Origin of the sequence: Paracoccus sp. ME4, from assembly GCF_046736325.1 — a bacterium.
Lineage (GTDB): Bacteria > Pseudomonadota > Alphaproteobacteria > Rhodobacterales > Rhodobacteraceae > Paracoccus.
Genome location: NZ_CP151276.1, coordinates 1 through 24,320, shown reverse-complemented (window position 1 = coordinate 24,320; position 24,320 = coordinate 1). Strand labels below are relative to the sequence as shown.

20 protein-coding genes are annotated in these 24,320 nt (G+C 69.6%); 9 read left to right on the top strand and 11 right to left on the bottom strand.

Annotation, left to right across the window (positions count from 1 at the left end; genetic code table 11):
* Positions 1 to 37: 37 nt before the first annotated feature.
* Together AACG61_RS00100 and AACG61_RS00095 are read right to left on the bottom strand one after the other, a co-directional pair.
* A complete protein-coding gene (locus AACG61_RS00100; protein ID WP_411837996.1) occupies positions 38 to 1,288 on the bottom strand; it encodes an MFS transporter in 1,251 nt (416 codons plus the stop codon).
* Between the two features lie 92 nt (positions 1,289 to 1,380).
* Complete coding sequence (locus AACG61_RS00095) at positions 1,381 to 1,971, bottom strand: LolA family protein (protein ID WP_411837995.1); 591 nt, start codon at positions 1,969 to 1,971, stop codon at positions 1,381 to 1,383.
* A gap of 150 nt (positions 1,972 to 2,121) precedes the next feature.
* Between AACG61_RS00095 and AACG61_RS00090 the strand changes: the two genes are divergently transcribed.
* The gene (locus tag AACG61_RS00090; RefSeq protein WP_411837994.1) at positions 2,122 to 3,357 is read left to right on the top strand and encodes a putative DNA modification/repair radical SAM protein; all 1,236 of its coding nucleotides are present in this window, start codon (positions 2,122 to 2,124) and stop codon (positions 3,355 to 3,357) included.
* Positions 3,354 to 4,775, top strand: coding sequence for a UdgX family uracil-DNA binding protein (locus tag AACG61_RS00085; RefSeq protein ID WP_411837993.1), 1,422 nt, complete (start codon positions 3,354 to 3,356; stop codon positions 4,773 to 4,775). Before AACG61_RS00090 ends, AACG61_RS00085 begins: the two co-directional genes overlap by 4 nt.
* A gap of 4 nt (positions 4,776 to 4,779) precedes the next feature.
* Here the strand turns inward: AACG61_RS00085 and AACG61_RS00080 are convergent, their stop codons facing one another.
* From AACG61_RS00080 to AACG61_RS00070, 3 genes are read right to left on the bottom strand one after another with little or no spacing between them, the layout of a single operon-like run.
* Positions 4,780 to 5,691 carry a glutaminase gene (locus tag AACG61_RS00080; RefSeq protein ID WP_411837992.1) on the bottom strand — a complete coding sequence of 304 codons (912 nt, stop codon included), beginning with the start codon at positions 5,689 to 5,691 and terminating at the stop codon, positions 4,780 to 4,782.
* Between the two features lie 54 nt (positions 5,692 to 5,745).
* Complete coding sequence (locus tag AACG61_RS00075; RefSeq protein ID WP_411837991.1) at positions 5,746 to 6,969, bottom strand: UbiH/UbiF/VisC/COQ6 family ubiquinone biosynthesis hydroxylase; 1,224 nt, start codon at positions 6,967 to 6,969, stop codon at positions 5,746 to 5,748.
* Between the two features lie 49 nt (positions 6,970 to 7,018).
* The gene (locus tag AACG61_RS00070) at positions 7,019 to 7,873 is read right to left on the bottom strand and encodes an SDR family oxidoreductase (protein ID WP_411837990.1); all 855 of its coding nucleotides are present in this window, start codon (positions 7,871 to 7,873) and stop codon (positions 7,019 to 7,021) included.
* Positions 7,874 to 7,967: 94 nt separating this feature from the next.
* On the opposite strand from AACG61_RS00070, the gene AACG61_RS00065 reads away from it, so the two are divergent.
* The 7 genes from AACG61_RS00065 to pdeM all read left to right on the top strand — a co-directional run bounded on the left by AACG61_RS00065 (position 7,968) and on the right by pdeM (position 16,536).
* Positions 7,968 to 9,452: an AMP nucleosidase gene (locus AACG61_RS00065; RefSeq protein ID WP_411837989.1), complete on the top strand. Its 1,485-nt coding sequence runs from the start codon at positions 7,968 to 7,970 to the stop codon at positions 9,450 to 9,452.
* 147 nt (positions 9,453 to 9,599) lie between these two features.
* Entirely contained in the window at positions 9,600 to 9,899 is a 300-nt protein-coding gene (locus AACG61_RS00060; RefSeq protein WP_411837988.1) for an HU family DNA-binding protein, read from the top strand.
* A gap of 122 nt (positions 9,900 to 10,021) precedes the next feature.
* Positions 10,022 to 10,912, top strand: a complete 891-nt coding sequence (locus AACG61_RS00055; protein WP_411837987.1) for a DMT family transporter — start codon at positions 10,022 to 10,024, stop codon at positions 10,910 to 10,912.
* A gap of 59 nt (positions 10,913 to 10,971) precedes the next feature.
* The gene (locus tag AACG61_RS00050; protein ID WP_411837986.1) at positions 10,972 to 11,964 is read left to right on the top strand and encodes a ligase-associated DNA damage response exonuclease; all 993 of its coding nucleotides are present in this window, start codon (positions 10,972 to 10,974) and stop codon (positions 11,962 to 11,964) included.
* Positions 11,961 to 13,511: a cisplatin damage response ATP-dependent DNA ligase gene (locus tag AACG61_RS00045; RefSeq protein WP_411837985.1), complete on the top strand. Its 1,551-nt coding sequence runs from the start codon at positions 11,961 to 11,963 to the stop codon at positions 13,509 to 13,511. Before AACG61_RS00050 ends, AACG61_RS00045 begins: the two co-directional genes overlap by 4 nt.
* On the top strand, positions 13,508 to 15,883 hold the full coding sequence (locus AACG61_RS00040; protein WP_411837984.1) for a ligase-associated DNA damage response DEXH box helicase: 2,376 nt from the start codon (positions 13,508 to 13,510) through the stop codon (positions 15,881 to 15,883). The genes AACG61_RS00045 and AACG61_RS00040 overlap by 4 nt, the downstream gene beginning before the upstream one ends.
* Positions 15,880 to 16,536 carry a ligase-associated DNA damage response endonuclease PdeM gene (pdeM, locus tag AACG61_RS00035; RefSeq protein WP_411837983.1) on the top strand — a complete coding sequence of 219 codons (657 nt, stop codon included), beginning with the start codon at positions 15,880 to 15,882 and terminating at the stop codon, positions 16,534 to 16,536. The genes AACG61_RS00040 and pdeM overlap by 4 nt, the downstream gene beginning before the upstream one ends.
* A gap of 59 nt (positions 16,537 to 16,595) precedes the next feature.
* Here the strand turns inward: pdeM and AACG61_RS00030 are convergent, their stop codons facing one another.
* From AACG61_RS00030 to dnaA, 6 genes are all read right to left on the bottom strand, one after another.
* Complete coding sequence (locus AACG61_RS00030; protein ID WP_411837982.1) at positions 16,596 to 17,342, bottom strand: outer membrane protein; 747 nt, start codon at positions 17,340 to 17,342, stop codon at positions 16,596 to 16,598.
* A 171-nt stretch (positions 17,343 to 17,513) separates the two neighbouring features.
* Positions 17,514 to 19,949: a DNA topoisomerase (ATP-hydrolyzing) subunit B gene (gene gyrB / locus AACG61_RS00025; RefSeq protein WP_411837981.1), complete on the bottom strand. Its 2,436-nt coding sequence runs from the start codon at positions 19,947 to 19,949 to the stop codon at positions 17,514 to 17,516.
* Positions 19,950 to 20,057: 108 nt separating this feature from the next.
* Entirely contained in the window at positions 20,058 to 20,696 is a 639-nt protein-coding gene (locus AACG61_RS00020) for a LysE family translocator (RefSeq protein ID WP_411837980.1), read from the bottom strand.
* Positions 20,693 to 21,769 (bottom strand): DNA replication/repair protein RecF, encoded by a 1,077-nt coding sequence (recF, locus tag AACG61_RS00015; RefSeq protein ID WP_411837979.1) that lies wholly within the window; start codon positions 21,767 to 21,769, stop codon positions 20,693 to 20,695. The genes AACG61_RS00020 and recF overlap by 4 nt, the downstream gene beginning before the upstream one ends.
* Positions 21,766 to 22,884 (bottom strand): DNA polymerase III subunit beta, encoded by a 1,119-nt coding sequence (gene dnaN / locus AACG61_RS00010; protein ID WP_411837978.1) that lies wholly within the window; start codon positions 22,882 to 22,884, stop codon positions 21,766 to 21,768. The genes recF and dnaN overlap by 4 nt, the downstream gene beginning before the upstream one ends.
* A gap of 86 nt (positions 22,885 to 22,970) precedes the next feature.
* Positions 22,971 to 24,320 (bottom strand): chromosomal replication initiator protein DnaA, encoded by a 1,350-nt coding sequence (dnaA, locus tag AACG61_RS00005; RefSeq protein ID WP_411837977.1) that lies wholly within the window; start codon positions 24,318 to 24,320, stop codon positions 22,971 to 22,973.

Genomic DNA, 24,320 nt, shown 5'->3' with positions numbered 1-24,320 from the left:
GGGACAGCCCCCTAGCTAGGGGCTGGACCCCGCAAGGTCAAACGGCGGGCGCGGGGGCGGCGGGCGCGCGCCAGGGCGCCTCGCGCACGGGCAGGTGGATCAGCGCGCTGAAGGCGCCGACGCCCACGCCGATCCACCAGACCAGCAGATAGTCCCCCGACATGTCATAGAGCCAGCCGCCCAGCCAGACCCCCATGAACGAGCCGATCTGGTGCGACAGGAACACGAAGCCGTAAAGCGTCGCCATGTAGCGCAGCCCGTAGATGTAGGCCACCAGCCCCGAGGTCAGCGGCACCGTGGCCAGCCACAGCCCGCCCATCACCAGCGAGAAGGCGATGACCGTACCCGGCGTGATCGGCGTCAGGATGAAGGCGGCCGCCGCGATGGTGCGCAGCGTGTAGATGCCGGCCAGCAGGTACTTGCGCGTGTAGCGCTTGCCCAGCCAGCCCGCCAGGATGGCGCCCGCGATGTTGGCCAGCCCGATCAGGCTGATCGCCGCCGCCCCGAGCGCCGAGGTCGTGGTGATGCCCAGCCCCGCCAGCATGCCCGCCGGGTCGATGGGGCCGCACATCTCGGTGATCATCGCGGGGAAATGCGCGGTGATGAAGCCCAGCTGATAGCCGCAGGAGAAGAAGCCCGCAAAGATCATCAGATAGGACGGGTCGCGGAAGGCGCGCTTCAGCACCGTGCCCATGCTGTCCTCCAGCTGCGACCGGCTGGCGGGCTTGCCGTCGCCCAGCATGGGCAGGAACAGCAGCGTGGACAGCACGATCACGCCGAAGATCACGAACACCGTCTGCCAGGCATAGAAGGCCAGCAGCACCTCGGCCAGGGGGGCGCCGAAGACCTGTCCCGCCGATCCGGCGGCGGTGGCGATGCCCAGGGCCAGGCTGCGGTTCTCGTCGCTGGCAGCGCGGCCCACGACGGCCAGGATGACGCCGAAGCCGGTGCCGGCGATGCCGAAGCCCACCACGATCTCCAGCAGTTGGACGCCCAAGGGGGTGGTGGCGAAGGCCGTCAGGATCAGCCCCGCGCTGTAGAGGAGCGCGCCCAGGATGATCGCCCACCGGTCGCCCCACCGCTCTGCCAGCGCGCCGAAGATCGGCTGGCCGATACCCCAAGCCAGGTTCTGGATCGCGATGGCCAGGCTGAACTCGGCGCGCGGCCAGCCGAAATCCTCGGCCACGGGAATCTGGAACATGCCGAAGCTGGCGCGCAGGGCGAAGTTGATCAGCAGGATCAGCGATCCGCCGATCAGGACGGGGGTCAGGATGCGGGATTGGGACATGGCTGCGGCCTTGGAAAGGGTCGGCCGCAGCGTGGCCCCGGGTCGGGGCGTCCGTCAATCGCGCAATTGTGCGGATGCAATCCGCGGGGGCGTCAGCGGCGCCCCATCTCCGACTGGATCGAGAAGCGCGAGGAGGGGATCGAGCCGCCCTTCTGCATCTCGCCCAGGATCACGGTCGTCTTCTGGCCGGTATCGTCGGTCACCACCCATTGGCGCAGCTCGGTCGGCGCGGTGAAGACCATCTGCAGGTTGCCGTTCTGCGGGCGCTGCGGGTCCTGGGCGGTCACGACGGTCGCGTTCTCCTGTTCGCTGTGCCCGGTCACCATGCCGGCGCGCGACAGGTCGACATTGGCGTCCAGGATGATCGACAGCGGCGTCTGCGACAGCGGGTATTGCTGCGGGCCGCCGTTCGACTTGCCGTCGAAGACCGCGACGTTGCCGCCCGAGGCCAGGACCAGCGTCGGGTCGTTGTCATATTCGAAGCGCACCCGGCCGGGGCGCTGGATATAGACCGTGCCGGTCGAGACGGTGCCGTCCGGGTTCACCTGCGTGAACTGCGACGTGACGGTGCTCAGGCTGTTGAGATAGCGCGAGATCTCGTTCAGCGGGATGCGTTCGGCCAGGGCCGGGAAGGCCATGGCGACAAGAAGGGCGGGCGCAAGGGCGAGGGTGCGTATCTTCATGACCGGATCATATCCTTTCGCGGCGGCATTGCACATCACGACTGGCGGATGGCGGCGGGGGGCAACCGTCGCGGTCCCGTGACGGTTCCGGCCGGATTGTTTCAATCGGTCGCACTTGCCCGGAACGGAATAAGAACATAGATTGGCTGCATGGCACAGCGCACCCTTCAGCAGAAGCTGGCGATCCTGTCGGACGCGGCGAAATACGACGCCTCCTGCGCGTCCAGCGGGACGACCCGGCGCGATTCGCGCTCGGGCGGCATCGGATCGGCGGGGGGCAGCGGCATCTGTCACGCCTACACGCCGGACGGGCGCTGCATCAGCCTGCTGAAGATCCTGATGACGAATTTCTGCATCTTCGACTGCGCCTATTGCATCAACCGGGTCAGCAGCAACGTGGAACGCGCACGGTTCTCCCCGGAGGAGGTCGTGCGGCTGACGCTGGAGTTCTATCGGCGCAACATGATCGAGGGGCTGTTCCTGTCCTCGGGCATCATCCGCAGCCCGGATCAGACCATGGGCGACATGGTGCGCATCGCCCGGATGCTGCGGGTCGATCACGGGTTCAAGGGCTACATCCACCTCAAGACCATCCCCGACGCCTCGCCCGAGCTGGTGGCCGAGGCAGGGCTTTACGCCGACCGCCTGTCGGTCAACATCGAGCTGCCCCAGGATGCCAGCCTGCGCCAGCTGGCCCCCGAGAAGCGCCCCGAGACGATCCGCGCCGCCATGGCCGATGTCCGCCTCGGCCGCGAGGCCGCGAAGGAGCGGAGCTTCACCGGCAGGCGCGCGCCGCGTTTCGCGCCTGCCGGGCAGTCCACGCAGATGATCGTGGGGGCCGATCAGGCCAGCGACCGCGACATTCTGCGGACCTCGGCCAATCTTTATTCCGGGTATCAGCTGAAGCGGGTCTATTATTCCGCCTTCTCGCCCATTCCCGACAGTTCAGCCGCGCTGCCGCTGATCAAGCCGCCCTTGATGCGGGAACATCGCCTCTATCAGGCGGATTGGCTGATGCGCTTCTATGGTTTCGACGCCGAGGAGATCGGCGCGGCGCATCCCTCGGGCAACCTGGACCTGGCCATCGACCCCAAGCTGGCCTGGGCGCTGGTCAATCGCGCGCAGTTTCCCGTCGACGTGGCCCGCGCCCCGCGCGAGATGCTGCTGCGCGTGCCGGGCTTCGGCACCAAGACGGTCGGGCGGATCCTGGCCGCGCGGCGCAGCGGGGCGATCCGCTATGCCGACCTGCTGCGCATGGGCGCGATCATGTCCAAGGCGCAGCCCTTCGTGACCCTGCCCGACTGGACCCCCGGCGCGCTGACCGACAGTGCGGGGCTGCGCGCACGCTTCGCGCCGCCGCCGGAACAGCTGTCGCTCTTCGGATGATCCGGGTCACGCTGCCCCGCTTCGGCCGCTTCGACGCCTGGCGGGCGGCGGCCCGCGATCTGGCCAGCGCCCGCATCCCGCCTGAGGCCGTGGCCTGGGCCGATCCGGACACGCCGCCCGACCTGTTCGGCGCCGATCCCGCGCCGCCGCCGGGCGATCACCCCGTCATCGCGACGCAGGAGTTCCTGCAGCTGGCCCGTCAGGTCGCCAGCCATTCCGACCCGGAACGCTGGTCGCTGCTCTATGCGGCGTTGATGCGGGCGCAGTCGGACCGGCGGTTCCTGTCGAACCCGGCCGATCCCCTGTTGGACCGGCTGTCGCGCATGGCGAAATCGGTGCGGCGCGACATCCACAAGATGCATGCCTTCGTGCGGTTCCATGAACTGCCCTCGGAGGGGCCGCGCCGGGCCTTCGGCGCGTGGTTCGAGCCCGAGCATCCGATCCTGGAGGCAGGCACGCCGTTCTTCGCCAAGCGGTTCGCGGACATGGACTGGCTGATCGCCACGCCCGAGGGCACGGCGCGCTTCACCGGCGGGGCCATCGCCTATGACGATCCGGCCCCGCGGCCCGACCTGCCCGACGATGCCAGCCACGGGTTGTGGCAGACCTATTTCGCCAACATCTTCAACCCGGCGCGCATCAAGACCCAGGCCATGCGATCCGAGATGCCCAAGAAATACTGGAAGAACCTGCCCGAGACGCGGCTGATCCCCGAGATGCTCGCCGATGCGCCCCGCCGCGTGCAGGCCATGCGCGAGGCGGGCGCGACCGAGGCCCCGGCCTTTGCCCCCAAGGTCACCGCCCGCATCCGTCAGGCCCCCGATGACAGCATCCCCGAGACGCTGGACCAGGCCGCCGCGCAGGCCGCCCGCTGCACCCGCTGCGAACTGTGCCATGCCGCGACCCAGACCATCTGGGGTCAGGGCGATCCGACCGCGCCCCTGATGCTGGTGGGTGAGGCGCCGGGCGATCAGGAGGATCTGGCGGGTCAGCCCTTCGTCGGTCCCGCGGGCCAGCTGCTGCACCGCACCATGGCCGAGGCCGGGCTGGCCCCCGACCGCGCCTGGATGACCAATGCGGTCAAGCATTTCCGCTTCACCCCGCGCGGCAAGCGGCGCCTGCACCAGACGCCCGACCGCGACCATGTCGATCAATGCCGCTGGTGGCTGGACCTGGAGCGCCGGATGGTCGCGCCGCGCCTGACCGTGGCCATGGGCGCGACGGCGGCCTTCACCCTGACCGGGAACCGCAAGCCGCTGACCCCTCGGCGCGGTCTGGTGGAGCGGGCGCATGACGGCGGGCCGGTTCTGATCACCTGGCATCCCAGCCTGATCCTGCGCCTGCCGCCCGAGCGCGCGCCCGACGCGCTGGCCGAACTGCGCGCCGATCTGGCCCAGGCCGCGCGGATGGTCGCCTGAGGCCTCAGCCGAAGACCGACCAGCCGGTGAATTCCGACAGCCGTTCGGCGGCCAGCGTGCCCGCCAGCGAATTGCCCCATCCGTCCAGCCCCGGCGACCAGATCGCGATGGAGGCCTTGCCCGGCGCGATCACCAGAAGCCCGCCCCCCACGCCCGACTTCGCGGGCATGCCCACGCGGAAGGCGAAATTGCCCGACCCGTCATATTGCCCGCAGGTCATCATCAGCGCGTTGATCCGTCGCTGTTTCACCGGAGCCAGCAGCGCGGGCGCGCAGTCCAGCCCGGCGATCACCCGGCCCGCACGGGCCAGCTGGATGCAGGACATCTCGATCGCGCATTGGTGGACATAGGTGCCGATGACATGGTCCGGCGGATTGCGCAGGTTGCCGAAGCTGCGCAGGTAATGCGCGAGCGCCGCGTTGCGGTATCCGGTCCGCGCCTCGGATCGGGCGACGGCCTTGTCGATATGGATGTCGTCATCCTCGGCCGCCGCGCGGATGAAGCCCAGGATCTCGGCCAGGGTCTGCTGCGGGCTGCGGCCGCGCAGCAGCTCGTCGGTGACGACGATGGCGCCCGCATTGATGAAGGGGTTGCGGGGGCGGCCCTTCTCCTGCTCCAGCAGCAGGATCGAATCAAAGCGGTCGCCCGACGGCTCGCGGCCCACGCGCAGCCACAGCTGTTCGCCGATGCGGCCCAAGACGCAGGCCAGGGCGAACACCTTGCTGACCGACTGGATCGAAAAGCCCCGATCGGCCTGACCGGCGGTCAGCACCTGCCCGTCGGCCAGGGCCACGGCGATGCCGAACTGATCGGCGGCGATCCCGGCCAGTTCGGGGATGTAATCCGCGACCTTGCCCCAATCGGCGGCGGCGCGGATGTCGCGGTCCAGATCGTGCAGGAAATCGCTCAGCGTCATGGCAGTCCCCGTTTTGCGCGCAGCCTATGGCCTGAAACCGCGCGCCGGGAAAGGCTAAAGCGGCCGGCCCGCCAGAAGGCGCGGCATGGGCGCGACCGAGAGGCCCGCCGCCTGCCGCATGAAGCCGCGCCGGAGGCCCGGCAGCGCCTGCACCAGCCCCATGCCCAGACCCCGCAGACCCGCGACGACCGGGGCGTCGGTCGCGAACAGCCGGTTGACCCCGTCCATGCCCAGGGCCAGCGCCGTCGCATCCGGCCTGCGCCAGGCCTGATACCGCTCCAGCACCAGCGTGCTGCCGATATCCTCGCCGCGCCGCGCCGCATCGACCAGCACCTCGGCCAGGGCGGCCACGTCGCGCAGGCCCAGGTTCAGGCCCTGACCCGCGATGGGATGCACCCCATGCGCCGCATCCCCCACCAACGCCACGCGGTCATCCGCATAGCGTTCCGCCAGGGACAGCGACAGCGGATAGCTGAAGCGCGGGCCCGCCAGAGACAGGTCCCCCAGGAAATCGCCGAAGCGCGGGCGCAGGACCTCCAGGAAGGCGGCATCGTCCAGCGCGGCAATTGCGGCGGCGTTGGCCTCGGTCTCGGACCACACGATGTTGCTGCGGTTGCCGGGCAAAGGCAGGATCGCCAGCGGCCCGGTCGCCATGAAATACTGATGCGCGATGCCCTGATGGGGCAGGGCATGGTCGATGGCCGCGACCAGCGCGGTCTGGCCGTAACCCCAGCCCTGTCGCCGGATGCCCGCCCGCGCGGCCACCCCCGATCCGCGCCCGTCCGCACCGATCAGCAGCCGCGCCGTCAGCCGCTGCCCGTCCGACAGGATCGCAGTGACGCCCGCCGGGCCGACCTCCTGGCCGGTGACGGACAGGCCGGGCAGGGTGTTGACCGTGCCCTCCATCGCATCGGTCAGGGCGGCGTGCAGGAAGCGGTCCTCCAGCATGTGGCCCACGGGGCCTTCGCCCAGTTCGGCGCTGTCGAAATGCAGCAGGAAATGGCCCGCGCCCTCTCCGGGCCGGCCCTGGGTCGCCTTGATCTGGTGGATGGGCTGGGCGTCGGGGGCCAGCCGGTCCCAGAGGCCAAGCGCCTTCAGCACCCGGACCGAGGCAATGGCCAGCGAATAGGCCCGCCCGTCGAAGCCCGCCCCCGACCGCGCCCGCGCGGGGCGCGGATCGACCACGGCCACGCGCAGCCCGGCCTGGGCCAGCGCCAGCGCCAGGGTCGGGCCGTTCAGCCCGCCCCCGGCCACCACGATGTCGAAATCCTGTGTCATGCCCCGCAGCTTGCACGGGGCCGGGGCAAAGGCAATGCGGCGCGCGGCCTCACGCGCCCTCCTGGGCCAGCAGCGTGGCCAGCCCGGAGCGATAGTCGGGATGGCGCAGCGTGACGCCCAGGTCGCGCTTGATCCGGTCGTTCTTCACCCGCTTGCTGTCGCCATAGAAGGACCGCGCCATGGGCGTCATGTCGGCCTGATCAAAGGGCACCGCGGGCGGCAGGGGCAGGCCCAGAAGGCGCGCCGCATGGGCGATCACGTCTTGGGGCGGGGCCGGGTCGTCGTCGCAGACATTGTAGATGCCGATCGGGTCGGGCGCGTCGATGGAGGCCAGCAGGACCTGGGCGATATCCTCGACATGGATGCGCGAGAAGACTTGGCCGGGCTTGATGATGCGCCGCGCGGTGCCATCGCGGACCTTCTGGAACGGACCGCGACCGGGACCATAGATCCCCGCCAACCGAAAAATGTGCAGCGGCAGGTCATGCGCCCGCGCCAGGTCCTGCCAAGCGCCTTCGGCGGCGATGCGCGCCTGTCCGCGCGGGCCCGACCCGTCCAGGACCGAATCCTCGTCGACCCAGCCCCCGTCGCGGTCGCCATAGACGCCTGTGGTGGACAGATAGCCCAGCCAGCACGGCCGGGCGCGGGCCAGATCGTCGCGGAACGCGGCCAGCACCGGGTCCCCGTCCGGTCCGGGCGCGGCGCTGACCAGGATCGCGTCGGCCTTGGCGATGGCCATGCGCAGCGCATCCTCCGATCCCGGCCACAGCAGGGGCGCGGCCCCGGCGGCCGCGACGCGGTCGGGGTCGTCGCGGGTCGTGCCGGTGACCTGCCAGCCGCGGGCGGTCAGCAGGGGTGTCAGGAAGCCGGCGGAATAGCCGTGACCGAAAACGAGCATCTTCATGACGGCACCGTAACGGGGCCTTGCTGCGGGCGCCAGACGCTTGCCGTCGGCGCGGCGCGCTGGCAGGGTCGGTGCAACCAGAAGGACAGACCCGATGACGACAGACCCCCGCTTTCTGCCGGTCCAGACCCCCGATGCCGCGGCACCCCGCGCCTTCACCGATGCCGCCGCCGCCGTGGCGCATCTGCGCGCGCTCTATGACCAGGCGACCGGGTTCCTGCTGGGGCATTTCACCGCGATCCTGGAGGGCGCGGCCCCCAGGGCCCGCTACCGCGCCTTCTACCCCGAGGTGCGGCTGATCGTGCCGACGCATGGCAAGATCGACAGCCGCCTGTCCTTCGGCCATGTCGTGGCGCCCGGCATCTATGCCGCGACCGTGACGCGACCCGACCTGTTCCAGCATTACCTGACCGAGCAGCTGGCCCTGCTGATCAAGAATCACGGCGTCCCGGTGTCCATCGGCCTGTCGGACACGCCCATGCCCGTGCATTTCGCGGTCGCCGCCCAGAGCGACCTGGCCGTCCCGCAGGAGGGCGTGCTGGATTTCAGCCTGCGCGACGTCTTCGACGTGCCGGACCTGAACACCATGAACGACGACATCGTGAACGGCGTGGCAGGCCCGATGCCCGACGGCAGCCAGCATCTGGCGGCCTTCACCGCGCAGCGGGTGGACTATTCGCTGGCGCGGCTGGCGCATTACACCGCGACCGCGCCCGAGCATTTCCAGAACTTCGTGCTGTTCACCAACTATCAGTTCTATGTGGACGAGTTCGAGGCCTTCGCCCGCCGCGTCCTGTCGGACCCGGACAGCGGCTATACCGCCTTCGTGGCGCCCGGAAACCAGCAGATCACCGACGGGCGCGCACCCATCGCGGCGCTGTCCAAGATGCCGCAGATGCCGACCTATCACCTCAAGCGCGCGAACGGGCAGGGCATCACCCTGGTCAATATCGGCGTGGGCCCATCGAACGCCAAGACCGCGACCGACCATATCGCGGTGCTGCGCCCGCATGCCTGGCTGATGGTGGGCCATTGCGCGGGCCTCAGGAACAGCCAGTCCCTGGGCGATTTCGTCCTGGCCCATGCCTATCTGCGCGAGGATCACGTCCTGGACGACGACCTGCCGGTCTGGGTGCCGATTCCGGCCCTGGCGGAGGTGCAGGTCGCCCTGCAGGAGGCCGTGGCCGAAGTCACGCAGCTGGAGGGCTATGAGCTGAAGCGCATCATGCGCACCGGCACCGTCGCCACCATCGACAACCGCAACTGGGAGCTGCGCGACCAGTCGGGGCCGGTCCACCGCCTGTCGCTGTCGCGCGCGGTCGCGCTGGACATGGAGAGCGCCACGATCGCGGCCAACGGGTTCCGGTTCCGGGTGCCCTACGGCACGCTTCTCTGCGTCAGCGACAAGCCGCTGCACGGAGAGTTGAAGCTGCCCGGCATGGCCACGGACTTCTACCGCACGCAGGTCGCCAACCATCTGCTGATCGGCATCCGCGCGATGGAGAAGCTGCGCGACACGCCGCTGGAACGCATCCATTCGCGCAAGCTGCGATCCTTCAGCGAGACGGCGTTTCTCTAGCGCGGCAGTGAAACACCAGCAAACGCGGGTTTTCGCGCGTCCGGCGAAAAAGGCTTGATCTGCCCGGCAAAACCGTGTGTAGCAGGCTTTATGCCGCAAAAGGCGCAATTTGTGGGCCCGGTGCAACAGGGCAAGAGGAGACGGACAATGGCTACGGCTGCAGCAAAACCGATGACCAAGACCCAGCTGGTGGCGACCCTCGCCGAAGAGATGGGCTCGGACAAGAAATCCGCCTCGGCCGCTCTGGACGCGATCGTGGCGATCGTGACCCGCGAAGTCGCCGGCGGCGGCGCGGTGACCCTGCCCGGCATCGGCAAGATCGCCTGCCGCGCCCGTCCCGAGCGTCAGGTCCGCAACCCGCAGACCCAGGAAATGATGACCAAGCCCGCCGACAAGCAGGTCAAGGTCACCATCGCCAAGGCCCTGAAGGACAGCGTCAACAGCTGATCCGCAGACCCTGCGATGAGGGATCGGGGTCGTGCCATCGGGCACGGCCCCTTTTCTTTGCGGGTTGCAGGGCGGCGGCGCTCTGCTAGACCTTTTGCATCTCATGCAAGAAGGGCCCCCTCATGGATCTGCGCGCGCTGCTGATGGGGCTGTCCTTCGCGGTGATGTGGGCCTCGGCCTTCACCTCGACCCGGATGATCGTGACCGAGGCGCCGCCGCTGATGGCGCTGGCGCTGCGCTTCGCGCTGTCGGGCGCGGTGGGCGTGGCGATCGCGCTGGCCATGGGGCAGACCTGGCGCACCCTGACGCGGGCGCAGTGGCGGGCGGTGATCGTGCTGGGCCTGTGCCAGAACGCGCTGTATCTGGGGCTGAACTGGACCGCGATGCAGTGGATCGAGGCGGGGCTGGCCTCGATCATCGCGGCGACCATGCCGCTGATGGTGGCGGCCCTGGGCTGGACCCTGATGGGCGAGCGTCTGCGGCCCCTCGGCGTGGCGGGCATGGTGCTGGGGGTGATCGGCGTGGCCATCATCATGGGCGCGCGGCTGCAGGGCGGCAGCGACCTGACCGGCATCCTCATGTGCTTCGTCGCGGCCCTGGCGCTGGCGGTCGCGACGCTGACCGTGCGCGGGGCCAGCGGCGGGGGGAACGTGATGATGATCGTGGGCCTGCAGATGCTGGTGGGCGCCCTGACCCTGGGCGTCCTGGCGCCGCTGGTCGAGGACTGGTCGGTCACCTGGAGCCCGCGGCTGGTCGTGGCCTTCCTCTATACGGTGATCGTGCCGGGGCTCCTGGCGACCTGGGTCTGGTTCCTTCTGGTGGGGCGCATCGGCGCGGTGCGCGCGGCGACGTTCCACTTCCTGACGCCCTTCTTCGGCGTGGCCGTGGCGGCGCTGTTCCTGGGCGAGGATCTGGGCCTGGGCGACGTGATCGGCGTCGGCATCATCATGGCGGGCATCCTGGCGGTGCAGCTGTCCAAGGCGCCCCCGGTCCGGCGGCCGCCGCCCAGCTGATGGACCCCTGCGGCGATGGGCGGCGTTGAGGCGGGGCGAACCCCTGCGATGATGGTGCCATGCGTCCCGACCAGATCCTGCACCCGACCGAGGCCGGGCTCTATTGCCCGCCCGGCGACTTCCACATCGACCCGGTCCGTCCGGTGCCGCGCGCGCTGATCACGCATGGCCATGGCGACCACGCCCGCGCGGGTCACAGGGCCGTCATGGCGACCCAGCAGACGCTGGACATCATGGCGATCCGCTATGGCGAGGACTTCACCGGCACCCGGCAGGTGGCCGACGGGGTCATCCGCATCGGCGACGTGCAGGTCAGCTTTCACCCCGCGGGCCATATCCTGGGCTCGGCCCAGATCGCGGTGATGCCCGACCGCGGCCCCAAGATCGTCGTCTCGGGCGATTACTGCCGCGCCCCGAACCCGGTCTGCGCGCCCTATGAGCCGGTGCCCTGCGACATCTTCGTGACCGAGGCGACCTTCGGCCTGCCGGTCTTTCGCCACCCCGACCCGCTGACCGAGATGACCAAGCTGATCGCCAGCATGGCCGAGTTTCCCGAACGCCAGCACCTGATCGGCGCCTATGCCCTGGGCAAGGCGCAGCGGGTCATCGCGCTGGCGCGCCAAGCGGGGATCGACGGCCCCATCGCCATCCATGGCGCGCTGCAGCGACTGTGCGATTTTCACGTGGAACAAGGGATCGACCTGGGCCCGCTGGTCCCGGCCACCGCCAAGCAGGTCGATGCCCAGCTGGTCATCGCGCCGCCATCCGCCTTTGCCAGTGCTTGGGTCCAGCGGTTCCGCGACCCGGTGATCGGCTTTGCCTCGGGCTGGATGACGGTGCGGGCGCGGGCGCGGCAGCGGGGGGTGGAGCTGCCCCTGGTCATCAGCGACCATGTCGACTGGCCGCAGGTCACACAGACCATCCTGGAGCTGGCCCCGCAGGAGGTCTGGATCACCCACGGGACCGAGGATGGGCTGATGCGCTGGTGCGAGATGCAGGGCATCGCCTCCCGCCCCCTGCGCCTGATCGGATACGAGGACGAGCCGGAATGAAGGCCTTCGCGCATCTTCTGGAACGGCTGGCCTTCACCGCCGCGCGCAACGCCAAGCTGCGCCTGCTGCGCCATTACCTGGAGGCCACGCCCGACCCCGACCGCGGCTATGCGCTGGCCGCGCTGACCGGCGATCTGAAGCTCAGGGCGGTGACCCCGGGCCTGTTGCGCGGGCTGATGGCGGGGCGGGTGGATGAACAGCTGTTCGCGATGTCCTATGATTATGTGGGCGATCTGGCCGAGACCATCGCGCTGCTGTGGGACACCGACCAGGATCAGGACGTGCCCCTGCGGGATGCGGTGGCGCTCCTGCGCGACACGGGCCGCGCGGGCCTGCCGGCGGCGATCACCGCGATGCTGGACCGGCTTGGCCCTTCGCAGCGGCTGGCCTTCCTGAAGCTCGCCACCGGCAACATGCGAGTGGGCCTCTCGGCCCGCATGGCGCGCATGGCCCTGGCCGAGATGGGCCCGCCCGAGGTCAAGGACATCGAGGAGATCTGGCACGGCCTGACGCCCCCCTATCAGCCGCTCTTCGACTGGATTGCGGGGGGTGCGCGCCCTGAACACGCGGCCCGCGCGCCCTTCCGCCCGGTGATGCTGTCCACGCCGGTCGATCTGGATCAGCTGCGCGCCTTCGATCCCGCCGATTACATCGCTGAATGGAAATGGGACGGCATTCGCGTTCAGGCGATCAACGACGGCGGCACCCGGCGCCTCTATTCCCGGACCGGAGAGGATGTGGGCGCGGCCTTTCCCGACCTGTTGGAGGCGCTGAACTTCGACGGCACGCTGGATGGCGAGTTGCTGGTGCGGCGGGGCGCCGACGTGGCGCCCTTCGGCGATCTGCAGAAGCGTTTGGGCCGCAAGGTCGTGGGGCGCGCGATGCTGGACAGCCATCCGGCGGGCCTCAGGGTCTATGACGCGATGATCTGGCAGGGGCGCGACCTGCGCGACCTGCCGCATCAGGAGCGGCGCGCGGTGCTGGAGGGCGCCGATTTCGGCAGCGACCGGATCGACCTGTCGCCATTGCTGCCCTTCCAGACCTGGGACGATCTGGCGGCCCTGCGCGCCGACCCGCCAAGCATCGTCATCGAAGGCGTGATGATCAAGCGCCGCGACAGTTCTTACGTCGGCGGCCGCCCGCGCGGGCCTTGGTTCAAGTGGAAGCGCGACCCGATGGTCGTGGATGCGGTGATGCTCTATGCGCAGCGCGGGCATGGCAAGCGGTCGGGCTTCTATAGCGATTTCACCTTCGGCCTGTGGGACGGGGAGGCGCTGGTGCCCGTCGGCAAGGCCTATTTCGGCTTTACCGATGAGGAGCTGCGCGAATTGGACCGTTTCGTTCGGAACAACACCACCGAACGCTTTGGCCCCGTGCGCTCCGTTGCGCCCAAGCTGGTGCTGGAGGTCGCGTTCGAGGGGCTGAACGCCTCTCCGCGCCACAAATCCGGGGTCGCCATGCGCTTTCCCCGCATCAGCCGCATCCGATGGGACAAGCCCGCCGCCGAGGCCGACCGGTTGCAGACGCTGAAGGACATGATCCCGTGACGCTGCCCCCCGCGTTCCAGGACTGGTTCGCCCGGCAGGGCTGGCAGCCGCATCCGCATCAGCTGACCCTGCTGGAGGCCAGGGAGGACAGCCTGCTGATCGCGCCGACCGGGGGCGGCAAGACGCTGGCGGGGTTCCTGCCGTCGCTGGTCGATCTGACCGCGCCGCATCGGGGGATGCACACGCTCTATGTCTCGCCCTTGAAGGCTCTGACGGCGGATATCGCGCGCAACCTGTCGCGCCCGGTCGCCGATCTGGGCCTGGACATCCGCATCGAGGATCGCACCGGCGATACCCGCGCCAGCCAGCGCGCCCGCCAGCGCATGGACCCGCCCGACATCCTGCTGACCACGCCGGAATCGCTGGCGCTGATGCTGTCCTATGAACAAGCGCCCGCGATCTTCGGGGGCCTGCGCCGGGTGGTGCTGGACGAGCTGCATGCCCTGGCCGAGAACAAGCGCGGCGATCAGCTGATGCTGGCCCTGTCGCGGCTGCGCGCGCTGGCGCCCGACCTGCAGGTCACGGGCCTGTCGGCCACGGTGGAGGATCCGTCGCGGCTGGCCCGCTTCATGGGCGGCGCAACCGTGATCCACGCCGACCCCGGCCCCGATCCCGACATCGCCATGCTGCCCACCGCCAAGGCCCCGCCCTGGGCGGGCGCGGGCGGGCATTACGCGGTGCCCGACGTGCTGGAGGCGGTCGCGCAGGCCACCACCACGATCATCTTCATCAACACCCGCGCCCAGGCCGAGCTGTTCTTTCAGGCGCTCTGGGCCGCCAATGACGCGAACCTGCCCATCGGCCTGCATCACGGCAGTCTGTCGCGCGAGGCCCGCGCCCGGACCGAGGCTGCGATGGCCGCGGGCGAATTGCGCGCCGTGGTGGCGACCGGGTCCCTAGATTTGGGCATCGACTGGGGCGCGGTCGATCTGGTGATCCAGGTCGGCGCGCCGCGCAACGTCAAGCGGTTGGTCCAGCGGATCGGGCGGGCGAACCACCGCTACAACGCGCCGTCGCGGGCGCGGATCGTGCCTGCCAACCGGTTCGAGGTCATCGAATGCGTGGCCGCCCTGCAGGCCGTGCGCGAGCGCGATCTGGATGGCGACGACCGGGGGCCGGGGCCGCTGGACGTGCTGTGCCAGCATATCCTGCTGACCGCCTGCGCGGGGCCCTTCGACGCCGATGCGCTGTTCGCGGAGGTCCGCACCGCCGGGCCCTATCGCGACCTCACCCGCGCCGATTTCGACGCCTGCCTGGAGTTCGCGGCCACGGGTGGCTATGCACTGCGGGCTTATGACCGCTGGCAGCGGCTGATGGAGCGCGACGGGCTGTGGCGTCTGCGCGACCCGCGGGCGGCGCGAAACCTGCGCATGAACATCGGCACCATCGTCGAGGCCGAGATGCTGAAGGTCCGCTTTCGCGGACGCGGCGGCGCGCCCTTGGGCGAGGTCGAGGAAGGGTTCGCGGCGACCCTGGCACCGGGCGACACCTTCCTGATCGGCGGGCAGACGGTGCGCTATGACACGCTGCGCGAGATGGTGGTCGAGGTCACGAAGCAGCCCTCCAAGGAGCCGCGCATCGCCACGTTTTCCGGCATGAAGCTGGCCACATCGACGCAGCTGTCGCACCGGGTTCTGGCGCTGATCGGCGATCCGGCGGCGCATGCGGGCCTGCCTGACGACACGCGCGACTGGCTGGCGCTGCAGGCGCGGGTCAGCGCGCTGCCGCAGCCCGGCACCCTGCTGACCGAGGCGTTCCCCCATCAGGGGCGCTGGCATCTGTCGGTCTACGGCTTTGCCGGGCGCAATGCGCTGCAGACCTTGGGCCTGCTGATGACCCGGCTGATGGAGGAGGCGGGACTGGCCCCCCTGGGGTTCCTGGCCACCGATTACGCGCTGCTGATCTGGTCGCTGGACCCGGTGACCGACCCCGCGCCGCTGCTGGACCGCGACGGTCTGCGCGAGGGTCTGGGCGACTGGCTGGCCAGCAATGCGGTGATGAAGCGCAGCTTTCGCAACGTGGCGACCATCGCGGGGCTGATCCAGCGCAACCTGCCGGGTGCGCGCAAGTCGGGGCGGCAGGCGACCTTCTCCAGCGACATCCTCTATGACACGCTGCGCAAGTACGACCCGGACCACCTGATGCTGCGCATCACCGCGGCCGAGGCCAGCCGGGGGCTTGTGGATTTCGGCCGGATCGAGGAAATGCTGGACCGCACCGACCGCCTGGACCATCGCATGCTGGAGCGCGTGTCGCCGCTGGCCGCGCCGCTGATGCTGGAACTGGGCCGCGTGCCCATCGCGGGACAGGGCCGCGAGCGCATGGCAGAGGCGGAGGCGGCCGCATTGATGGCAGAGGCAGGGCTTTCGTGACGTTCCACCCTTTCGACTTCGACGGTCAGGCGCTGCAGGCGCGGGCCTCGGGCGCGCTGTTCTGGCCCGCGCGGCGCTGGCTGATCGTGGCCGACCTGCATCTGGGCAAATCCGAACGCATGGCGCGGCGCGGCGGCGCCCTGCTGCCCCCCTATGAGACACAGGCGACGCTTGACCGGCTGGAGGCCGAGATCGCGGCGACCGACCCGGTCGTCGTGGTCAGCTTGGGCGACGGGTTCGACGACGACGCGGCGGGACGTGCGCTGCCCGACGACATCTGCGACCGGCTGCGCGGCATGGCGCAGGGGCGGCGCTGGATCTGGGTCGGCGGTAATCACGACCCCTCCGCCGTCTGCCCGCGCCTGCCGGGCGAGAGCTTGGCCGACCTGCGCGACGGGCTGATGCTGCGCCACGAGGCGGGGCAGGGGCCGGACGTGTCGGGCCATTTCCACCCCTGCCTGCGGCTGGCGGGTCAGCGGCGGCGCTGTTTCCTGGTCGGACGCGATCACGTGATCCTGCCGGCCTTCGGGGCCTATACCGGCGGGTTGGAGATCACCGACCCGGCGCTGACGCGGCTGGTGCCGCAGGGGCTTGCGATCGCCTGCGGGGCGCGCGCCCTGGCCGTGCCGGTCGGCATGCGCCGCAGGGCGTGACCGCATGGAAAGGGGCCGGTGCTGCGGCACCGGCCCCGTGATCCGTCATGCGCGGAGGATCAGAACTTGAAGTTCGCGCCGATCTTGATGCTGCTCATCGACATGCTGGCGCGGGTCGACAGAATATCGCCGCCGCCGGCATCGAAGTCCACGGTCTCGTTGCCGAAGTCGCGATACTGGTACTCGGCAAAGACCGAGGTGCGCGGGTTGATCATGCGCTCGACGCCCAGACCGGCCGCGACGCCGGTGGCGCTGAAGCCTTCGGTCAGCGAGTCGTCGCCCGAGCGCAGGGTGTAGTCGAAGTCGCCGCGCGCGACGCCGAAGGTGCCGTAGACCAGCGTGGCCGGGGCAACCTCGTAGCCGGTCTTCATGACCAGCGTGACGATGTTGTTCAACTCGCTGTCGATGCCCGCATCGACGCCGCCGACGGTAAAGTCGACCGATTCGTCCACGCTGCCGAACTCGACGCCCAGCTCGGGGCCGAAGACCCAACGGTCGCGCTGCCAGCGATAGCCGATATGCGCGCCCGCGGTGACGCCCGAGATGCCGGCATCGCCCAGATCGGTCGCACGGTCGGTCTGCACGCCGCCCTCGATCAGCGCCAGGCCGACCTCGTCATCGGTGCCCGTGATGTAGCCGAGCGAGCCGCCCGCATAGGTGCCGGCCCACGCGCCGGCCACGGGGGCCGAGACGACCTCGATCGGGGCGGCCTCGACGATGGGGGCGATCACGCCGCCGGCAAGCGCCGCACCGGCACCGAGGGCCAGGGCCGAGGAACAGACGGAAAGGAAGACCGAGATACGCATGGGGGAACTCCTGAAACTCGTGGGAACCGCGGCGCGGCACCCGTCAACGCGGATAACATTACTGTCAGCAAGCGCAGAAAATCCGCACAAGATCAATTGAAACGCGCGTGAACGCCCCCCCGGCGCGGACCGTCGGGGGGCGGACAGTGGCCTTTGCGCAACAAGGCCGCGTCAGGTGTCCAGATTCTCCACGTTCAGCGCGTTCTGCTGGATGAATTCGCGGCGCGGCTCGACCACGTCGCCCATCAGCTTGGTGAACAGGTCCTCGGCCTCGGCCACGTCCTCGATTCGCACCTGGAGCATGGTGCGCGCGACCGGGTCCAGCGTGGTCTCCCACAGCTGCTCGGGGTTCATCTCTCCCAGACCCTTGTAGCGCTGCAGCGACAGGCCCTTCTCGCCCTCCAGGAACACCGCCTGCAAAAGGCCCAGAGGACCGAAGATCGGCTGGTCGCGGTCCTTGCGGATCAGGCGCGCGGGGCGGTCATAGACGTCCTGCAGGGCCTGGGTCATTTCGGCCAGGCGACGGCTCTCGCCGCTGCGCAGCATCTGACCGTCCAGGCTGCGGTTCTCCTCGACGCCGCGCAGGATGCGCGACAGTCGGATGCCCGCGTCCTGGGTCGGGCGCCCCTGCCAGCCGCGCTCGTATTCCTCGGCGATCAGGTCCAGGCGGGCGGCGACGGCATCGGCGGTGCCCTGCGCGTCCTGGTCGATCCGTCCCGGCACCAGCGCCCCGGCGATGGCCGCCTGTTCGGTGATGTGGGGCGGGTAATGCGTCGGGTAGGCGCGCAGCAGGCGACGCGCCTGGCGGGCCTCCTCGACCACGCGGGTCAGGTCGTTGCCGGTGATCTCCTCGCCCGAGGCCAGGCGCAGCGTCGCGCCGTCCACGCCCTGCTGGACCAGATACTCCTCCAGCGCGGCCTCGTTCTTCAGATAGACCTCGGACCGGCCGCGCCCGACCTTGTAGAGCGGCGGCTGCGCGATATAGAGATGCCCGCCCTCGATCAGCTCCGGCATCTGCCGGAAGAAGAAGGTCAGGAGCAGCGTGCGGATATGCGCGCCGTCCACGTCGGCATCCGTCATGATGACGATCTTGTGGTAGCGCAGCTTCTTCAGGCTGAACTCGTCGCGCCCGATCCCGGTGCCGAGCGCGGTGATCAGCGTGCCGATCTGGTCGCTGGACAGCATTCGATCAAAGCGCGCGCGCTCGACGTTCAGGATCTTGCCGCGCAGGGGCAGCACGGCCTGGTTCTGGCGCGAGCGGCCCTGCTTGGCCGATCCGCCGGCGCTGTCGCCCTCGACGATGAACAGCTCGCTCAGCGCCGGGTCCTTCTCCTGGCAGTCGGCCAGCTTGCCGGGCAGCGAGGCCACGTCCATCGCCGTCTTGCGCCGCGTCAGCTCGCGCGCCTTGCGCGCCGCCTCGCGGGCCAGGGCCGCCTCGATGATCTTGCCGACGATCTGGCGTGCCTCGGCCGGGTTCTCCTCGAACCACTCGGCCAGCTTCTCGCCGACCAGCCCCTCGACCGCCGGGCGGACCTCGGAGGAGACCAGCTTGTCCTTGGTCTGGCTGGAGAATTTGGGATCGGGCACCTTCACGGACAGCACGCAGGTCAGCCCCTCGCGCGCGTCGTCGCCGGTGAAGTCGACCTTCTCCTTCTTGGCGATGCCGCTGTCCTGGGCGTATTTCCCGATCACGCGGGTCAGGGCGCCGCGGAAACCGGCCATGTGCGTGCCGCCGTCCCGCTGCGGGATGTTGTTGGTGAAGGGCAGGACGGTCTCGTGATAGCTGTCGTTCCACCACATCGCGACCTCGACGCCGATGCCGCCGCGCTCTCCGGTGATGAAGATCGGCTGCGGCATGACGGCGGTCTTGGAGCGGTCCAGATACTTCACGAACTCCCGCACGCCGCCCTCGTAGAACAGCTCGGTGCGCTGCACCTCGGCATGGCGCTCATCCTCCAGGATGATGCGCACGCCGCTGTTCAGGAAGGCCAGCTCGCGCAGGCGGTTCTCCAGCGTCTTGAAGCTGTATTCCAGGTTGCTGAACGTCCCGTCGGCATGGGTGGTCTTGGCCGAAGCCATGAAGCGCACCTCGGTCCCGCTCTCGCCGGGCGCATCGCCCACCACGACCAGCGGCTCGACCGTGTCGCCGCGCTCGAAGCGGACGTAATGCTCCTTGCCATTGCGCCAGATGCGCAGCTCCAGCCAGTCCGACAGGGCGTTCACGACCGACACGCCCACGCCGTGCAGACCGCCCGACACCTTGTAGCTGTTCTGGTCGAACTTTCCGCCCGCATGCAGCTGGGTCATGATGACCTCGGCCGCGCTGACGCCCTCTCCGGCATGCATGTCGACGGGGATGCCGCGGCCGTTGTCGCGCACGCTGACGCTGCTGTCGGCGTGGATCTTCACCTGCACGAAGTCGGCATGGCCCGCCAGGACCTCGTCGATGCCGTTGTCCACGACCTCATAGACCATGTGGTGCAGGCCCGACCCGTCGTCGGTGTCGCCGATATACATGCCGGGCCGCTTGCGCACGGCGTCCAGGCCCTTGAGAACCTTGATGGAATCGGCGTCGTACAAGGCGGGTTGGGGGGCTGTCTCGGTCATGCGTCGGGCTTCCTGTTCGTCATGCCCCGGTATAGGCGCTGGCGCAGGCAAAGTCACGGCTTTGACAGGGTTTTTCGCGTCCTTCGGCGGGATTTATCCGCGCCCCGTTCAGTGCCCCGCGGCCAGCTTCGCGGCGGCCAGCGCGACCCCCACCCCGATCAGCAGCCAGCCCGAGGTGATGTTCATCCGCCTCAGCCCCGCGGGCGTGCCGATCCGCTGGCGCAGCCCCGACAGCGCCGCCCCCATCCCCAGGTTCAGCAGGAAGGGGATGCCGCCGGACAGGGCCGCGATGACCGCGATGTCCGCGCCGCTCAGGCGGCCCATGTCGAAGAAGCCGGGCAGCACGCCGACATAGAACAGCGCGGCCTTGGGGTTCCCGGCGATGGCCAGCAGCCCCGCGCCGAAGGCCGCCCATCCGCCGCGCACCGCCAGCCGCCCGTCGCGCTCCACCGGCCGCCCGGCATGGCGCAGCAGCGACACCCCCATCACCACGAAGACCACCACCGCGATCCAGCGCAGGCCCTCCAGCAGGGCGGCCTGATCGCCGACCAGCAGCGTCAGCCCGAAGATCGCGATCAGCGGCCACAGCGTGTCGCCGATGGCCACGCCGATCGCCAGCGGCCAGACCCCGGCCCAGCCCCCCGACAGGCCGCGCGCCATGATCGCGACCCAGACCGGGCCGGGCGTCAGCCAGACGGCGACCATCGCGGCGCAATAGAGCCACAGGGCATGGGCGGTCAGGGTCATGGATCCTCGCTTGCGGCGGATGCGCCGTGGGTCTTGGTGACGGACAGATGGCGGGCGCGGGACCCGAAGGCGGCGAACAGCTCCGGCCCGGTGCCGGTCAGCACGCTCTGCGCGGGCAGGCCCGCCACGCGGTCGTAGAGGGCGGCGCGCCGGTCGGCGTCCAGATGCGCCGCGACCTCGTCCAGCAGCAGCAGGACCGGCTGGTCGGACAGCGCGCGCGCATTGGCCAGGATCAGCGACAGCAGCAGCGCCTTCTGCTCTCCGGTCGAGGACAGCGCCGCGGGCATGTCCTGCGGTCCCCAGCTGGCGCCCAGATCGGCGCGGTGCGGCCCGCTCAGCGTGCGCCCCGCGGCCAGGTCGCGGCCCCGCATGGAGGCCAGCCGTTCGGCGATGCCGGCCGCGTCCGCGTCATCGGCATGCCCGTCCTGCGGCAGCAGTGCCAGCCGGGCCGCGGGAAAATCCGCGCCGTCGTCCTGCGCGGCCATGATCGCGGTCAGCGCCGCCAGCCGGTTGCGCGTCACCGCCGCGCCCGCCTCGGCCATCTGCGCCTCCAGCGCGCGATACCAGCCCGGATCGCCGATCTGGTCGCGCAGCAGGCGGTTGCGCTCGCGCAGCGCCTTGTCATAGCTCAGCGACAGGTCCGCATGGTCGGGGCACAGCGACAGGGTCACGCGGTCCAGAAACCGCCGCCGCCCCTCGGGCGCGTCCGACCACAGCCGGTCCATCGCCGGCACCAGCCAGATGACCCGCAGCATCCGCGCCAGCGCGGTCTGGGGGACCGGCTTGTCATCCAGCAGGACGTGACGCGTCTGGCCGGGTGGGGCCGCGGTCTCGACCGCCCGGTCGGCCAGATCCGCGCGGATGCGCCAGCCCGCATCGGGGCCCTGACGCGCCTGATCGACCGCCGCCGCGCTGCGCAGGCCGCGGCCCGGTGCCAGCATGGATAGGGCCTCCAGGATGTTGGTCTTGCCGGACCCGTTCGATCCGTGGATGGCCAGGGGCCGGGCGTCCAGCGACAGCTCCAGCCGCGGCCAGGACCGGAACTGGGCCAGCCGCAGCGCCGTCAGCGTCACACGCGCATCGGCATGACGACATAGACGGCGCTGACATCGCTGCCCTCGCGGATCAGGGCCGCGTCGCCCGAGCCGTTGAACAGGAACACCGCATTGTCGCGATCGACCTGGCCCGCGATCTCCTGCAGGTATTTCGCGTTGAAGCCGATCTCCAGCGGCTCGTCGGCATAGGCGACGATCAGCTCCTCCTCGGCGGCGCCCGCATCGGGGGCGTTGACCGACAGGACCAGCCGGTCGCCGTCCAGCGACAGCTTGACCGCGCGCGAGCGTTCGCTGCTGACGGTGGCGACGCGGTCCACGGCGCGGGCGAAATCGGCGGCGTCCACCTCCAGCTTGCGGCGGTTGCCCTGCGGGATCACCCGGCTGTAATCGGGGAAGGTCCCGTCGATGACCTTGGAGGTCAGCGTGATCGTGGGCGTGGCGAAGCGCACCTTGGTCTCGCTGACGGACACGGCGATCTCGGCCTCGTCGTCGTCCAACAGCTTGCGCAGCTCTCCGACGGTCTTGCGCGGCACGATCACGCCGGGCATCGCGTCCGCATGGACCGGCAGCGGCGCGTCGATGCGCGCCAGGCGGTGCCCGTCGGTCGCCACGCAGCGCAGCACCGGGCCGTCCTCGGACTGCGCCACATGCATGTAGACGCCGTTCAGGTAATACCGCGTCTCCTCGGTCGAGATCGCGAATTTCGACTTGTCGAACAGGCGGCGCAGAACGGCGGCGGGCGCCTTGAAGTTCGCGCTGTATTCGCTGTTGGCCATGACCGGAAAATCGTCGCGCGGAAGGGTGGCCAGGCTGAAGGACGACCGCCCGGCCTGCACCGACAGCCGCCCCGACGCGTCGTCGCTGGCCAGCTGGACCAGCGCGCCGTCGGGCAGCTTGCGCGCGATCTCGTTCAGCATCACGGCGCTGACGGTGGTCGCGCCGGGGCGTTCGACCTGGGCCATGGCGCGGTCCACGACCTCGGTGTCCAGGTCGGTGGCGCGGAAGCTTACCCCGTCCGGCGTGGCCTCGATCAGCACGTTGGCCAGGATCGGGATGGTGTTGCGGCGTTCCACGACCGATTGGGCCTGCGACACGGCCTTGACCAGAACGGCGCGCTCGATCGAGAATTTCATCTGTTTCCCCTGTCCCGTGACCTTCCCGGCCCGTGCCGGACCTGATGCATAGCCGCCCGCGCAGGCAGTCACAAGATTTTCGTGGATCAGGCCTCCAGCATCCGCTTCAGCACGGCGATGTCCTCGACCATGGCGCTGTCCTCGACCAGAAGCTCCTCGATCTTGCGCACGCCGTGCATGATCGTGGTGTGGTCGCGCCCGCCGAAGCGGCGGCCGATCTCGGGCAGGGACCGGCTGGTCAGCTGCTTGGACAGATACATGGCGATCTGGCGCGGCCGGGCGACGTTGCGGGCGCGCTTGGGGCCCATCATGTCGGCCAGGCGGATGTTGTAATGCTCGGCCACCTTGCGCTGGATGTCGTCGATGTTGATCTTGCGGTCGTTGGTCCGCAGGATGTCGGCCAGGCATTCCTGGGCCACCTCCAGCGTGATCTCGCGGCGCAAGAGGCTCGCATGCGCGAACAGGCGCTGCAGCGCGCCTTCCAGCACGCGGACGTTGGTGGTGATGCGATGCGCCAGGAACTCCAGCACGCCCGCGCCGATCTCCAGGTCGGGCTGCTGGGCGCGGAAGGCCTGCGTCTTGGACTGCAGGATGCCGAGGCGCAGCTCGTAGGTGGTCGGGTGCAGGTCCACGATCAGCCCACAGGACAGGCGCGACTTGATGCGCTCCTCCAGGCCCTTGATCTCGGCGGGGGCGCGGTCGGCGGAGATGACGATCTGCTTGCCCTGATCGACCAGCGCGTTGAAGGTGTGGAAGAACTCCTCCTGGGTGCTGTCCTTGCCGGCGATGAACTGCACGTCGTCGACCATCAGCATGTTCACGTTCCGGAACATGCTCTTGAAATCCATGATCGAGCTTTCGCGCAGCGCCTGCACGAAGCGGTACATGAACTGCTCGGCCGACAGGTACAGCACCTGCGCCGAGGGGTGGCGCGCCTGATAGTCATGCGCGATGGCGTGCATCAGGTGCGTCTTGCCCAGGCCCACGCCGCCATAGAGGAACAGCGGGTTGAAGCCCACGGGACCGCCCTCGGCCACGCGGCGGGCAGCGGCATGGGCCAGCTCGTTCGGCTTGCCGACGATGAAGTTCCCGAAGGTGAAGCGGTTGTCCAGCGGCGCGCCCAGATCGGCGCGGGGGGCGCGCGCGGCGGGGGTCTCCGTGGCGGTGGCGGCTGCCGGTGCGGCCGGGCGGGCGGCAGTACCCACGTCGAATCGCAGCCGCTCGACCGCGGCGCCGTTGCGGTTCAGGATCGACAGGATGTCCTTGGTGAAATGCCGTCCCACCCAGTCCGAGATGAACCGCGTGGGGCTGACGAAGCGCGCGGCCCCGTCATCGATGGCGGCCAGGCGGAGCGGCTTGATCCAGTGGTTGAAATTGTTCGGCCCCACGGCCTGCTCCAGCTCGGCGCATGCCTGTCCCCAGATCCTGTCCATCAT

Excerpts from the sequence above, each read along its gene's own strand:
- AACG61_RS00100 (WP_411837996.1), bottom strand. The coding sequence starts at position 1,288 with ATGTCCCAATCCCGCATCCTGACCCCCGTCCTGATCGGCGGATCGCTG.
- AACG61_RS00095 (WP_411837995.1), bottom strand. The coding sequence starts at position 1,971 with ATGAAGATACGCACCCTCGCCCTTGCGCCCGCCCTTCTTGTCGCCATG.
- AACG61_RS00090 (WP_411837994.1), top strand. The coding sequence starts at position 2,122 with ATGGCACAGCGCACCCTTCAGCAGAAGCTGGCGATCCTGTCGGACGCG.
- AACG61_RS00085 (WP_411837993.1), top strand. The coding sequence starts at position 3,354 with ATGATCCGGGTCACGCTGCCCCGCTTCGGCCGCTTCGACGCCTGGCGG.
- AACG61_RS00080 (WP_411837992.1), bottom strand. The coding sequence starts at position 5,691 with ATGACGCTGAGCGATTTCCTGCACGATCTGGACCGCGACATCCGCGCC.
- AACG61_RS00075 (WP_411837991.1), bottom strand. The coding sequence starts at position 6,969 with ATGACACAGGATTTCGACATCGTGGTGGCCGGGGGCGGGCTGAACGGC.
- AACG61_RS00070 (WP_411837990.1), bottom strand. The coding sequence starts at position 7,873 with ATGAAGATGCTCGTTTTCGGTCACGGCTATTCCGCCGGCTTCCTGACA.
- AACG61_RS00065 (WP_411837989.1), top strand. The coding sequence starts at position 7,968 with ATGACGACAGACCCCCGCTTTCTGCCGGTCCAGACCCCCGATGCCGCG.
- AACG61_RS00060 (WP_411837988.1), top strand. The coding sequence starts at position 9,600 with ATGGCTACGGCTGCAGCAAAACCGATGACCAAGACCCAGCTGGTGGCG.
- AACG61_RS00055 (WP_411837987.1), top strand. The coding sequence starts at position 10,022 with ATGGATCTGCGCGCGCTGCTGATGGGGCTGTCCTTCGCGGTGATGTGG.
- AACG61_RS00050 (WP_411837986.1), top strand. The coding sequence starts at position 10,972 with ATGCGTCCCGACCAGATCCTGCACCCGACCGAGGCCGGGCTCTATTGC.
- AACG61_RS00045 (WP_411837985.1), top strand. The coding sequence starts at position 11,961 with ATGAAGGCCTTCGCGCATCTTCTGGAACGGCTGGCCTTCACCGCCGCG.
- AACG61_RS00030 (WP_411837982.1), bottom strand. The coding sequence starts at position 17,342 with ATGCGTATCTCGGTCTTCCTTTCCGTCTGTTCCTCGGCCCTGGCCCTC.
- gyrB (WP_411837981.1), bottom strand. The coding sequence starts at position 19,949 with ATGACCGAGACAGCCCCCCAACCCGCCTTGTACGACGCCGATTCCATC.
- AACG61_RS00020 (WP_411837980.1), bottom strand. The coding sequence starts at position 20,696 with ATGACCCTGACCGCCCATGCCCTGTGGCTCTATTGCGCCGCGATGGTC.
- dnaN (WP_411837978.1), bottom strand. The coding sequence starts at position 22,884 with ATGAAATTCTCGATCGAGCGCGCCGTTCTGGTCAAGGCCGTGTCGCAG.
- dnaA (WP_411837977.1), bottom strand. The coding sequence starts at position 24,320 with ATGATGGACAGGATCTGGGGACAGGCATGCGCCGAGCTGGAGCAGGCC.